This window comes from Halobacillus shinanisalinarum (assembly GCF_022919835.1).
Lineage (GTDB): Bacteria > Bacillota > Bacilli > Bacillales > Halobacillaceae > Halobacillus_A > Halobacillus_A shinanisalinarum.
Genome location: NZ_CP095074.1, coordinates 3,097,269 through 3,109,919, shown reverse-complemented (window position 1 = coordinate 3,109,919; position 12,651 = coordinate 3,097,269). Strand labels below are relative to the sequence as shown.

At 38.9% G+C, this 12,651-nt stretch carries 13 protein-coding genes; 1 reads left to right on the top strand and 12 read right to left on the bottom strand.

Annotation, left to right across the window (positions count from 1 at the left end; all coding sequences use genetic code 11):
• Window positions 1-28 precede the first annotated feature (28 nt).
• The 12 genes from MUO14_RS15580 to MUO14_RS15525 all read right to left on the bottom strand — a co-directional run bounded on the left by MUO14_RS15580 (window position 29) and on the right by MUO14_RS15525 (window position 11,406).
• A complete protein-coding gene (locus tag MUO14_RS15580; protein ID WP_244751537.1) occupies window positions 29-205 on the bottom strand; it encodes a hypothetical protein in 177 nt (58 codons plus the stop codon).
• Window positions 206-586: 381 nt separating this feature from the next.
• Window positions 587-916: a Zn-ribbon domain-containing OB-fold protein gene (locus MUO14_RS15575; protein ID WP_244751536.1), complete on the bottom strand. Its 330-nt coding sequence runs from the start codon at window positions 914-916 to the stop codon at window positions 587-589.
• Complete coding sequence (locus MUO14_RS15570; protein WP_318035972.1) at window positions 907-2,055, bottom strand: thiolase C-terminal domain-containing protein; 1,149 nt, start codon at window positions 2,053-2,055, stop codon at window positions 907-909. Before MUO14_RS15570 ends, MUO14_RS15575 begins: the two co-directional genes overlap by 10 nt.
• Window positions 2,052-3,542: a class I adenylate-forming enzyme family protein gene (locus MUO14_RS15565; RefSeq protein WP_244751535.1), complete on the bottom strand. Its 1,491-nt coding sequence runs from the start codon at window positions 3,540-3,542 to the stop codon at window positions 2,052-2,054. The genes MUO14_RS15570 and MUO14_RS15565 overlap by 4 nt, the downstream gene beginning before the upstream one ends.
• Before the next feature lie 15 nt (window positions 3,543-3,557).
• Window positions 3,558-4,025, bottom strand: a complete 468-nt coding sequence (locus MUO14_RS15560; RefSeq protein ID WP_244751534.1) for a PPC domain-containing DNA-binding protein — start codon at window positions 4,023-4,025, stop codon at window positions 3,558-3,560.
• A gap of 22 nt (window positions 4,026-4,047) precedes the next feature.
• On the bottom strand, window positions 4,048-4,806 hold the full coding sequence (locus MUO14_RS15555; protein WP_244751533.1) for an SDR family NAD(P)-dependent oxidoreductase: 759 nt from the start codon (window positions 4,804-4,806) through the stop codon (window positions 4,048-4,050).
• 24 nt (window positions 4,807-4,830) lie between these two features.
• A complete protein-coding gene (locus tag MUO14_RS15550) occupies window positions 4,831-6,174 on the bottom strand; it encodes a TRAP transporter large permease (RefSeq protein ID WP_244751532.1) in 1,344 nt (447 codons plus the stop codon).
• On the bottom strand, window positions 6,171-6,656 hold the full coding sequence (locus tag MUO14_RS15545; protein ID WP_244751531.1) for a TRAP transporter small permease: 486 nt from the start codon (window positions 6,654-6,656) through the stop codon (window positions 6,171-6,173). The genes MUO14_RS15550 and MUO14_RS15545 overlap by 4 nt, the downstream gene beginning before the upstream one ends.
• 70 nt (window positions 6,657-6,726) lie before the next feature.
• Window positions 6,727-7,740 carry a DctP family TRAP transporter solute-binding subunit gene (locus MUO14_RS15540; RefSeq protein WP_244751530.1) on the bottom strand — a complete coding sequence of 338 codons (1,014 nt, stop codon included), beginning with the start codon at window positions 7,738-7,740 and terminating at the stop codon, window positions 6,727-6,729.
• 23 nt (window positions 7,741-7,763) lie between these two features.
• A complete protein-coding gene (locus tag MUO14_RS15535; RefSeq protein ID WP_244751529.1) occupies window positions 7,764-8,549 on the bottom strand; it encodes an IclR family transcriptional regulator in 786 nt (261 codons plus the stop codon).
• Between the two features lie 132 nt (window positions 8,550-8,681).
• Window positions 8,682-9,608 carry a bile acid:sodium symporter family protein gene (locus MUO14_RS15530; RefSeq protein WP_244751528.1) on the bottom strand — a complete coding sequence of 309 codons (927 nt, stop codon included), beginning with the start codon at window positions 9,606-9,608 and terminating at the stop codon, window positions 8,682-8,684.
• 1,264 nt (window positions 9,609-10,872) lie between these two features.
• On the bottom strand, window positions 10,873-11,406 hold the full coding sequence (locus MUO14_RS15525) for a GNAT family N-acetyltransferase (RefSeq protein ID WP_255822206.1): 534 nt from the start codon (window positions 11,404-11,406) through the stop codon (window positions 10,873-10,875).
• A gap of 123 nt (window positions 11,407-11,529) precedes the next feature.
• On the opposite strand from MUO14_RS15525, the gene MUO14_RS15520 reads away from it, so the two are divergent.
• Window positions 11,530-12,630 carry an IS4 family transposase gene (locus tag MUO14_RS15520; protein WP_244751526.1) on the top strand — a complete coding sequence of 367 codons (1,101 nt, stop codon included), beginning with the start codon at window positions 11,530-11,532 and terminating at the stop codon, window positions 12,628-12,630.
• The last annotated feature ends 21 nt before the right edge of the window (window positions 12,631-12,651 follow it).

Genomic DNA, 12,651 nt, shown 5'->3' with positions numbered 1-12,651 from the left:
TTTTACGATGCATTTTTTCCTTGAGATCCTAGAACCTTACTCCTCTATTATTTCCTTCGCCTTTATCCTTTTCATTCTCTATCTCCTCAAAATCAACATCAATGATCTCAGGAAATTCTTTCTCCAATTCATTAAATTCATTTTCAATATCACCTTCTGTAAGAACAAAAGATTCAGATAAGGTAGATGCTAGTCTTTTACCCATTGGTCTCATTGTATAATAAGTTACCGACCCAGATACTAAACCGCCTACAACTGGGATTGTTTTAGAAACCCCTTTGGCAAAAGAATCCTAAGTAATTTTCACACCAATATAACTAGATATTTTTTATAATTGGATAATAGAGTGTTTTGGTTAGTGCTTTCTGGGGTAGCTTTTTCAGTATCAAGATAATCTTCCAACCAAAGATCTTGATGACCATATAAATAAATTAATTACTGAGACAACCTTAGAGCAATACCAAAGAACTGGATAATATCTGCTGGGATTGTTCCCGCCATTGCAAAACCTCCAGGTAAGCCTGCTCCAAAAGATAAACTAGTACTATTTAAAGTTCTTTTAAATATAATCGAACTAGCAATATTATCAATCTCTCTCCCGTGCTCCTATTGGTCTGAAGTAATAGGCTCTTCTGTCAATTGACTCTAACTCTACCTTCTTACCTATTTCCACGTGATCTCCATTATATCTAGCAGTAACCCTTAGGCCTTCTTCTAAATCGACAAGAACAATATAATAGGGAGCTTGATCCGCCAACGGTTTAGGAACGGCATAAATATTAGTAAATGAGTAGATCTCTCCTCTACCGCTTAGACGTTTCTCCTCTAATCTATCTGAAAAACACACAGGACAATAATATTTATCTGTGCTTAAGGTATGATCACAGTTGATGCAATACTTAGCCGTTAATCCCATCTCTTACGCCCCTTCCTTTCGAAAAATGTGAACCGTTGAATAGGCACCGGTACCCCCAGGTTTTGCGCTAATCCTATACGCGCATCTTCCACCTGGTTACATGCTTTATCATTCAGTTGGTCTACAATCTGAATGATTTGAGCAATTCCTGTAGCACCAATAGGATGGCCTTTCGATAGCAGTCCCCCGCTCGTATTTACCGGAATGGTTCCTCCATGTTTGGTTAGTCCCTCTTCAACAGCATGCCACCCTTTACCTTTCTCAAAGAAACCCAATTCTTCGATAGCCACAATTTCTGTCATGGAAAAACAATCATGGAGCTCAACCACATCGATATCCTTAGGCTCTAATCCAGCCGCTTCATAAGCACTTTTAGCAGATTCATAAGTTGCACTCATATGCATTAAGTCTTTCACCTCTTGCATAAGAGGAGGGCCTGATGCTTGACCAGAGGATAAAATTCCCACACCATTTGTACCCTTTTGAATAACAACTGCAGCAGCTCCATCCGTAATGGGAGAGCAATCAAAGAGTCCAAGTGGATCTGTAATCGGTCGTGCATTCATAATTTCCTCAATACTCGTTTCTTTCTTAAACTGAGCGATTGGGTTAGAAACAGCGTATTCTCTATTTTTTAATGCAACCATAGCAAGGTGTTTCTTACTAGCTCCAAATTCATACATATACCGATTAGCCAATACACCGAAAAATCCTGGAAACGTAAGCCCTGATGCACCTTCATTAGAATCGTTATCCATTGCAAGGTTTATGGCTTTGGTTACGGTCTCTGTATCAAGCCCTGTCATTTTTTCTCCACCAGCCACTAAAACCGTATCATATTCTCCTGCTTTAACTAACTGATAGGCCTGCCTAAAGGCTATGCCGCCTGAGGCACAAGCTCCTTCAACTTTAACTGACGGTGCCTCTCCCAACCCTAGTTCGTTAGTTAGCACGGATCCCAAAATCTCCTGATTTCCCAGAGGGCCACCCGCAAAATTCCCCACAAACACAGCATCTACTTTTGGCCTTCCTGCTTCAATGAGAGCCTCCCTGCAAGCACTTAACATCATTGATTTAATGGATTCATTTTTTTTACCGAAGGTCGTTATCCCTCTTCCAGTAACAGATACTGCAGTCATATTCCCCACCCCTGTGGTTGATAGTTTTCCCTCAACGTTTTCCTCATAATTTTTCCATAGCTATTTTTCGGAAGAGTATCTACGATGTGAACAAATCGCGGTTTCTTGAAACTTGCCAGGTTATCCTTACATAATGAGATAAGTTCTTCTTCACTTACTTTCTCAGAAGGAGTACTTAAAACAACATGGGCACAGATCGACTCTCCCCATTTGTCATCTGCGACACCAAAGACGCAAGTTTCTTTCACTGCTGGATGTTGGTTTAATACCTCTTCCACTTCTCGCGGATAAACATTAAGTCCCCCGGTGATAATCATATCTTTGGCTCTATCGATTAATCGTAAATAACCCAAATCATCTTTCCACCCTAAATCTCCCGTATAGAACCAACCATCCTTGATTGATTCTTTTGTTGCTTCCTCATTATTCCAGTAGCCTTGCATCACAAGCGACCCCTTGCACGTGACTTCCCCGACCTGCCCATTCTTAACTTCTATATCATTATCGTCTACAATCCTCATCTCTATAAATGGGCCAGTAGCACCACATGAATCAGGGTATTTCTTAAGCTCCTGCTTTGGCATCATTGTAATCGTCATAGGCGCTTCGACTAGACCGTATGTTTCAGCAAATTTCGGCCCTACTAAATCTAGAGCTTTGTTTAACTTCTCAACAGCTATTGGCGAACCCGCCATGTTTATAGATTTGATGTATCTTAGCTTATGTGGATCAAAATTGTCTTCGTGAATCATAAGGTTAACTAGGGTAGGGACGAGGAATATAACGGATATCTCTTCTTTTTCTAAGTCATCAATAAAATCTTTGGGGTCAAATTTATTGAAAATAACCTGTTTCAAGCCAAAAAACAGGGCGCATTGGGAAAGAAAATTGCTACCGTGGGTTAGAGGAGCGACATGCCCGATTGTGTCTTCCTGTGTAATTTCACATATCATGTTGAGGGATAGGGCGGAAGATAACATATTACGATGTGAGAGCATCCCGCCCTTTGGATGACCAGTCGTACCTGATGTGTACATAAGAGCAAATAAATCATCTTCATTGACCTGAACATCAGGGAATTCTTCCTTACCATTACTAATATAAAACTCATACTCTGTGTCAACGTCAACCTTTTTAATGGGTAGTTGAACAGATTCTATTAATTCCGCTTCGCCAAATAGTATGGAGGCTTGCGAGTTATCTACAATATACTCAAGTTCTTTTGGGTGAAGGCGATAATTAACAGGGACCTTAATTAATCCTGTCATTGCGATAGCAATGTCAAATTCGACATGCTCTCGCCTGTTTGACATTAAAACGGCAACACGATCACCCTTTTTTAAACCATTTTCTAATAAAGCATGGGCTAATCGACAAGCGTTTTTTCTTAACTGGTTGTAAGTGATGGTTCCTTTCGAATCTTTAACAGCCGGTTTATCCTTATGCTGAATCAGAGTTTTTTTTGCTAGAGCTCCAAGTGTTTCCACACATTCTCCTCCTTTTTAACTCGAAAAGTTAATGACTTTAAATCCAAGGTCTTTATCAAATGTCCGAGAAGCTTTCAACTCTTCTGATTGAATAATCGTAAACTCCACTGTAATCAATGTGGGGTTTTTTCCACGTACAAAGTGTCCTGCACTTACCTTCCCATTTTCTTCTGTTACGAGACCATGAAGGTGGAGATCCAATTCATGGTTTTCATCCTCACAAATAAAACCAGTGGCATTAACTAATTCGACTGGCTGATTAATTTCAATTTCGTTGCCGTAACCTGAAGGTAAACCATCCACAGCTTTAAAAAGCACATAGCCTACTTCTTTCAATGACCCAATACAAGTAACTAATCCTGAGCGAATATGATGTTTTTCGCACTCTGCCAGGATCCCGTCCATGAGGTCAGCACCTTCAGAAAGCGATCCAAAGATACTGGAACTGTCATTTAGTCGAAGTGAATGACTTTGCCTCTTCATGCTATTTACACCTCCCTGTAAATCACCCAATGGCAGAACCTCCGCAAACCTTCAAGACTTCCCCTGTCACATAATCAGCACGAGCCAAATAAACTACAGCTTCTGCAATATCTTCCGGAGTACCCATTCTCTTAATCGCCTGATTTAATTCATAGTTCATACCCTTCGTAATATCGGTTTCTACAGGACCAGGTGCAATGCTGTTACAATTTATTCCTAAACCTCCCACCTCTTTTGCAATCCATTTCGTCATGGCAATGACTCCACCTTTCGAAGCGGCATACGCAGGACCAGAACGACCGTTTTCTCCGTCTCCCTTTGAAAAAGGGCCCCCCATGATACCGGAAATTGAACTAACGTTGATGATCTTTCCCGAATTCTGTTTTTTCATATGTGGGTAAATAGCTGCTTGAGAAAAAAGAAAGGTTCCTCTAAGGTTCGTGTTGATGTCTCTGAACCACATTTCATCCGTCATATTTTCTAGATCTAACCGTGAACATGTTCCGGCATTGTTGACGACAACATCGAGCTGTCCAAAGTGTTGGACGGTTTCATTGACAACTTTTTCAACTTGATCTCTCTCTTTAATGTCGATCGCGTAAGATATAGCCTCCACTGTTGGATTAACATCCTTTATACGCTGAATCGTTTCCTCACAATCTAGAATATCTACTAGGACTATATGGGAACCCTCCTTAGCCAACGCAATGGCAGAAGCAGCTCCTATTCCTCTTGCTCCACCAGTTACAATCGATACTTTCTTTTCAAGATTAATAGTCATAAACCATCCTCCTAGAATTTCTTTTTACATACCGAGTAGATTTGGCAACCAATTAGATAACGCTGGAATAAATGTAAGTAACAAAAGAACGGCAATCGAGGCAATGAGAAAAGGGACAATTCCACTAGTAACTTGTTTTAGGGACAAGTTCGATATTCCGCCAGCTACGAACAAGTTGAGACCAACCGGTGGGGTAAATAATCCAATAGCCAAGTTAACCGTAATAATCACGCCAAACGTTGTCGGGTTCATACCAATTTCCATTGCAATAGGAAGTAGGATCGGAACAAATAAATAGAGCGCAGAGATCGCATCTATAAATGCTCCAACAATTAGTAAAATAAGGGTAATCAACAACAGAATAATAATCGTGTTGTCCGTTATTCCTAGAAGAGCGTTGGATATGTTTTCAGCCATACGTTGAGTGGTAACAATATAGGAAAGAAATGAGGCAGTCCCTACAATAATCATAATAACTGCTGTTTGAACTCCCGCATCAATTAGAATTTTCGGTAAATCCTTTAGCTTTAGTTCTCTATAGATGACCAATCCAACAAACAGTGCATAAAACACGGCAACTACTGCAGCTTCTGTCGGTGTGAAGATTCCTCCATAAATCCCTCCAAGAATGATTACAGGAATTAAGAGACCCCAAATGGCTTGAGAAGACGCTTTAACTACTTTTTTAAAGGAAGGTTTCTCCGGTTTAATCATTCCCCCTTCAGAATGTTCGAGCCCTGCAGCTACTTGGGAATATCCTGCTTGTTTCTTTCTGATGACTATGTAGCTTGTAGCTAATAGTGCCCCCCCAAGTAACAGACCAGGAATAATGCCCGCAATAAACATCCTGCTAATGGTTATGGGCGCTATATCACTTGCGATAACAGCATAAACGATGAACGCGATACTTGGCGGTATAATAATTCCTATCGAACCTGAACTTGCGATTAATGCTGCAGCTGTAGGTTTCGGATATCCATTTTTCACCAAGGCGGGAATTAAAATACCTCCGATAGCAGCTACTGTAGCGGGACCAGACCCAGATATAGCCGCAAAAAACAAGGCAGTCATTATTGTCACTATCGCAATTCCATTCTTACGATGAGCTACACATACATTTGCAAAATCGATTAACCTTTTAGAAATTCCCGCATATTCCATGATAACCCCGGCCAGGATAAAAAACGGGATAGCTAATAGAGCAAAAGATGATATACCGGCATACATAATACTCGGAATTAACTCTAAGGCTGCAAACCCTCTGTCAAGAAACAGTATAAGTAAACCAGCCAAGCCTAAAGAAATTGCGATGGGCATATTAAGCAGAATCAGAAGGAAAAATGTACCGAACATAATCAGTTCTGTCATAAGCTGTTCACACCCTCATCTTTACTTCTACGTACACTTTTGAGCGTGGATTCGATTGTTCTAATAATGCACAAGGCACATCCAATCGGAAGGCCTAGCGTAAATACCCATTGCGGCCATCCAAGTGCAGGAGTGATTTGTTGTCTATCCATTTGTGACATAACAATTCCTAATCCGTGGTAGGCGAGCACCCCAAAAAAGAACACAATCAAAACTCCTATAGCAATACTTACAATTGTCCTACTAACTTTATTTAACCTGTCATAAATCAAATCAAATCCGAGATGCGCGCTTTTATAGATTCCTATAGAAGCACCTACAAAGGTAAGGATTACAAATAGATTCACGGTTACTTCTTGGGTAAACGCAAAGGAAAAATTAAATATAAATCTGGAAAGTACATTTGCAAATGTAATGATCGCCATGACCGCTAAACATAGCGCTAATATAGTGTACTCGACATATAGCAGTCCTTTACTCATTGCAAACTCCCCCTTCATACATTATTAATAGGTCGGTCAGCAGTCTTGATTGACTACTGACCGTTTTGGTTTATTCGGTTTGGAAGGCTTTCAGTAATTCCTCTCCCCAAACATCTTTATATTTGTCATAGATCGGTTGCGCTATCTTCTTGAATGCTTCTTTTTCTTCCTTACTTAGCTCGTAAATTTCCATTCCACTCGCTTCTAACTCTTTTAATTGCTGTGCCTCTAGCTTTTGGGCTTGCTCAATTTGCCATGCATTTGCATCTGCAGCTTCTTCTTTTAGAATTTTTTGATCTTCTTCACTCATTGAATCAAACAATTCCTTATTCATTCCTAAAATCAGTGGGTCAAAGGAATAATCCCAAATGGTCATATATTTTTGAACTTCATTCAGTTGTGAAGAATGAATAACGTCAACTGGGTTTTCTTGACCGTCAATAGTTCCTTGTTGCAGAGCGGTAAATACTTCTGAAAAAGTCATGGTTGTCGGATCTGCACCGAATTCCCGCCATAAATCTGTGTACATATTTATCCCAGGAACCCTAATCTTAAGACCCTCTAAGTCTTCAGGAGTTTTAATGGGGTTAACCTTGTTTGTAACCTGGCGAAATCCGTTCTGAGCAAACCCAAGAGGTTCAATTCCACTTTCTCTTATAATGTCATTGATCATCTCCCCGCCTTTTCCATCTAGCAATGAATAAGCGGTGTCAAGATCGGGGAACAGGAATGGTGCACTTAATACACCTAAACGTTGATCCATAATGGAGTAAATAATTGTTGAATTATAGGATAAATCTTGAGTTCCATTAGACACTTGTGCTACAGCCGTACCTGAGTCACCACCAGATAGTTGTTCATTTGGGTAAACTGAAATCGTAATACGTCCGTCAGATTTCTCCTTCACATCCTCTGCAAATCTCTGAGCAGCTTTGTACCATGTCGAAGCCTCTCCGACAGTTACTGACATGTCCAGCTCATACGTCTTACCTTTGGCGTCACCGCTCGCCTCTTCTCCTCCTCCACACGCAGCAAGAACCACTGTAAGCGCTGTCAATAATAAGCCTAGCAAAATCTTCTTCACTCAAATTCCTCCCTTAAGTATTTTTACTTTGGCACAAAACGGCTCTCTGGTTCTGAACTTTGATAACCCATTCGAGCTGATATTTCTTTTGCAGTGACAAGGGTTGATGAGATAATATGTTGAATCCTTTTTTCATCAGTTATCCTTGGGGCTATCCCTGCTATACAAATGGCTGCGATTATTTTCCCCTTGTGATCCTTAATGGGACACGCAAATCCACGTAAGCCAATTTCAAACTCCTCGTGATCAACTGCATAACCCGCCTTTTTAACGTGAGCTATTTCTTTCTCTAGCTCATCTCTATTGATGATCGTGTTTTTGGTATGCGGGATCAATTCCAGACCATCTAAATATTGCTTAAGCTCTTTCTCTTTTAATGAAGATAAAAATACCTTCCCTGAAGCAACTGCATAGGCAGGAGCTTTCTTTCCTGGTTCAAAAACAATTCTAACCGCATGTGAGCTCTCAACCTTATCGACATATTCACTTTCTTTACCGTTAAACACAGCTAATAATGCACTTTCTTTAAACTCTTCTGCTAAGGCAAGTAAATATGGCTTTGATAAATTAACGACTTCATATTGACTTTGAGCATTGACCCCTAGATTAATGAAAGACTGTGATAGCCGTATGGAGTGATCAGGCAATTTCTCAATGTATCCTAATTCTAATAAGGTGGAAATAAAACGGTGGACCGTACTCTTGTTCATGTTTAGATTGGTGGCTAATTCTGCAGGTGCCTGAGGTTTACTTGATAACGCTTTAACAATTTCAAATACTCTTTCTACACTTTTAATGTTATAATCCAATCCCCTCTCACCTCCTCCAGTTTCATTGTGTGAAACAAAAGTTTTATTTTTGTTAGCTCAATACTATTCTGTTTTTTCTGTGAAGTCAATAATTTCTGAAAATTAAAAATGTATGATTTTGTCGACTGACCTTTAAAGACCTTTAGCAAAACGGTTTGAAAAATAAGCTCCTAGAGACAGATTAAAAATCATATTTATAACTGCTGGAACTGCAGCTGTTTCTCCGAAAAATTCTAGGGCTAAAATGGCGGCAAGTGCAGAATTACACAAACCTACCTCAAACAAAATAGCAATTGCATTCTCCTTCTTATTTCCTAACCAAAGGGCAACTCTGTACCCTCCAACCATAGGAATGAACACCTGAAAAAAGACTGTAATCACAATTAAAGCTAACAAGTCGTTCTGTATCGCAACTTGTTGGCTTACCCCAGCAACCACACTTAAAACGATAAAAATTATAGTCACAGAAGAGGCGAACTTAGTGTAAGGTTTAATTTTATGGATGGATTGGTTTGTGAAATAACGGACAACCATACCTGAAACAATTGGAAGAACGACAATAAAGAACATTTTTTCAGCTAATTCAAAGAAAGATACAGCAACTGTATTATTTGCTGATATATTCATAATAGCTGGTGTTACTACTGGGCTGATAAAGACATCAACGATCCCCATAGCTACTACAAGGGAGGTATTTCCTCCAGCTAAAAAAGTATACATGGTTGCAGCTGTTCCACTTGGCACACTTCCTGTGAGGATGAATCCGGCCACGAGGTTAGGATAGTCTGAAAAAAATAGTTTGGCTAAAAAAACGGATACCAGAACAGTTAATGTCCATTTCAGGATAAGTCCTGTACTCATCACAAGCGTTGATTTTCTAAGTACATATAAGTCTTTAAAAGCCATGGAAAGCCCTGTCAGAAATAAAACAAAGCCAAGCAATACACTAGTACTAGTGTAAAAGTAAGAAAAAAGGCTAGGAAACACAAAAGAAATGATAGCAGCAATCGTAATATAACCCGGTAAAAATTTGGACACGTGTGAATTAAGCCTAATCACTTCTCCAACTCCTTGCACAATTTCTAAAGCCCTAGTTCAACCTTAAAATGACTATTTTATTTTATACAACCTTACCACAGTCCTTCTTCAAAAAACTTTGTTTAAAAATACAGGAATGACAGTAGATGGTATTCTGAATTTTGTATGATCAACTATTTCTTTTGACTTTGTGCTCCCCTAAACTGAAGGTAACCTTAGCACTTTAAAAGGAGAATCAAATGTAACCGAATAAATGTTTAATTTCAGTAAAAAGGCCTTCATCTTGAAGGTCTTTTTTTAAAGATAGATCCATTTGTCTCGAAGCTGAGTCCTCCACAATCCTTTCTATACTTGAAGACTCATTTTCGAGATAATCGTCTCGTTGTACTTAATAACAATTATTTCAAAAAGTTATTAGAAGAGATTAGAAAGTGGGCTTTTTTATTCCTTCATGTACAACAAAGCACACCTACGTAAACCGATTGCCATTACCATGTAAACGCTAAACTTTATTTAACAACATTTTTAGAATGCTATAAACAGGAATCATACTTTTTGACAATATGAAATACACAAGACAAAAGCCTCGCAAAAGTTCTATGAACTAATGAGAGGCTAGCAAAAATATAATATTTTGCATTTTGAATGACAAAAAGTATGTCAATCAGGGATTACTTCAGGTCATAAATCCCTTCATAGCGGTATTATGGGCGTTATCACATCATGCCGCCCATACATCATTAGGTTTTTCGAGACTTTTTCACCCTCCATTTAAATACGAATCTTTAAAACTGAAACCATTAAAATGGAAGATACGTTCGTACACCTTCGTAAGATTGTTTTTCTCGTTACTTTTCTTGTTACCTTTTAAAAAGTCACATCTTTTTGACACCAACCCCCCTTTAGATGGAGAAGAAAATTTGATGTAGCAACTGGAGATCCGGGAGCTTAAAAACGGAGGATTTATTTTATGGGAATACATATCGCGATGTATAGCTCTTATGGAGAAACGGAAGGTTTTACGAGCGGGCAGGTTGGGTGGTACTTGTTTGAGAGGTTGTCAGCCAAGTAATTATTTCTAAAAATGACATGAAAGAGCGTATTTCTTACGCTCTTAGGATGCGTATGATCGGTTAGTTCTCTTCGCTCTAGAGCAAAAAGGAGACAATAATAAATAATAGATAATGAACAAAATGTGGTTTTAATGTGAACAATCGTCATTTTGAGCTAAGGGTTCAATTGGAAACAGTTGTCTAGATAAAAACCACCTATTATGGTGAAGATCCTAAAACTTTAATATAGAGTACACCTTTAAGCCTTTATGTACCCCTTTAACATACATTACTTTTCTACTTATACCTTCTAAAGACATACCTAACTTTTCCATAACACGCTCTGAACCCTCATTTTCTAAGAAGCATCTCGCCTGAATACGAACTAAGTTCATACTTTCGAACCCAAAAGAGATGATTGCCTTTGCTGCTTCGGTAATTAACCCTTTGCCCCAGTATTCTTTAGATAGAACATATCCAATTTCAGCACTATTGTATTTTGGCTGCCACCAAACAAAGTGAACTGTTCCAATAAATTTACCATTTTCTTTTAGCTCAATCCCCCATGGAGCATCATATTGAGGTAAAAATGAATTTATAAATTCATTTTTATCTGATAATGAAGAATGAGTATCCCACGTTACATATCTCGTTACTTCTTCATTCGAGGCATATAAATACATATCTTCTGCATCATCTAATGCGATTTTTCTAAGGACGAGACGTTCCGTTTCTATTTTAGTTACATCACCAAATTTTTTTATAATATTCCACTAGTGTTGCATAAATAGTTTCCGAATTTTCCGAATGTATTCTAAGAGATAAAAAAAATCCTTTATAATGGTTGGTGCAGGAGGTTCCTGTCCAAATCCAAAATAAAGGACTAACACATGGACAAGAATACCTCAAAATCATCATTTGGTAAATGGATAAATCCTATAAACCTAGAAAATTTAGCTGAACCGATTCAAAAAGCGGACCGATATGTGAAAAAGTGTTCGTTTGAATCCTATCTCAAGCTTATGGTCTACGCGCATTTAGAAGAGGTTAAAAGTTTACATGCCTTAAAGGAAGAGTTATTGGATGACCAACTTCAAAAAGAATTAGGCTTCGAATCACTCAGCATTTCACAAGTATCTAGGAAACATCGAGCGATTGATACAGACCTTTTAGCGGCTATTTTCGCCGATCTTGCTTTAAAAATGAAAAGCACTGTCCCTATGATGTATTCTAAACCGCTCTATATCTTAGATTCGTCAACCATATCCTTAAATCTAGAACAGCACGGATGGGCGCACTTTCGAAAGACCAAGGCAGGTGTCAAATTGCATTTACGGCTCGTCTTTATGAACGATAAACATAGCTATCCAGACGAAGCTGTGATCACTCCTGCCAAAGAACACGATAGAAACCAACTTGACGTACTCATCGATGAAAAAGAGGCCATATATGTTTTTGATCGAGGATATTTGGACTTTGAACGGTTTGATCAGCTGTGTGAAGATGGTTATACCTTTCTTACAAGGATTAAGAAAAACACAGTGATTACTCCTATCGAATACCGAAAAGTAGCTGTTGATTCACCGACCCTATCCGATACAGTAGTTCTCTTGGGTGCCTCTCAAAAACAAATGGCTCATCCCATGCGAGTGATTGAGGTGGAGGATACGAAAGGAAATTTCCTACGACTCACGACAAATGACCTCGAAACTTCAGCAGAAACAATAGCGGAAATGTACCGAAAACGTTGGCAAATCGAACTTTTCTTTCGTTGGGTCAAGCAACACGTGCGCATCGAACATTTTTATGGAAGAAGCGAAACAGCAATCCAAAATCAAGTTTATTTAGCATTGATTGTGTACTGTCTATTGGTTTTGACACAAGAGAAAACGAAATCAGAAAAAAGTACACTAACTATCGCAAGGCGCTTAAAGAAGTTGATGTGGAAATCATGGAAACAGTGGGAAAAAACGCTTGGTAACATACCCTAAATGTAATAGTGTCCGTTTCCG

Coding starts and splice junctions, on each gene's coding strand:
- MUO14_RS15575 (WP_244751536.1), bottom strand. CDS start 916: ATGGGATTAACGGCTAAGTATTGCATCAACTGTGATCATACCTTAAGC.
- MUO14_RS15545 (WP_244751531.1), bottom strand. CDS start 6,656: ATGAGTAAAGGACTGCTATATGTCGAGTACACTATATTAGCGCTATGT.
- MUO14_RS15560 (WP_244751534.1), bottom strand. CDS start 4,025: ATGAAGAGGCAAAGTCATTCACTTCGACTAAATGACAGTTCCAGTATC.
- MUO14_RS15520 (WP_244751526.1), top strand. CDS start 11,530: ATGGACAAGAATACCTCAAAATCATCATTTGGTAAATGGATAAATCCT.
- MUO14_RS15580 (WP_244751537.1), bottom strand. CDS start 205: ATGGGTAAAAGACTAGCATCTACCTTATCTGAATCTTTTGTTCTTACA.
- MUO14_RS15550 (WP_244751532.1), bottom strand. CDS start 6,174: ATGACAGAACTGATTATGTTCGGTACATTTTTCCTTCTGATTCTGCTT.
- MUO14_RS15570 (WP_318035972.1), bottom strand. CDS start 2,055: ATGACTGCAGTATCTGTTACTGGAAGAGGGATAACGACCTTCGGTAAA.
- MUO14_RS15555 (WP_244751533.1), bottom strand. CDS start 4,806: ATGACTATTAATCTTGAAAAGAAAGTATCGATTGTAACTGGTGGAGCA.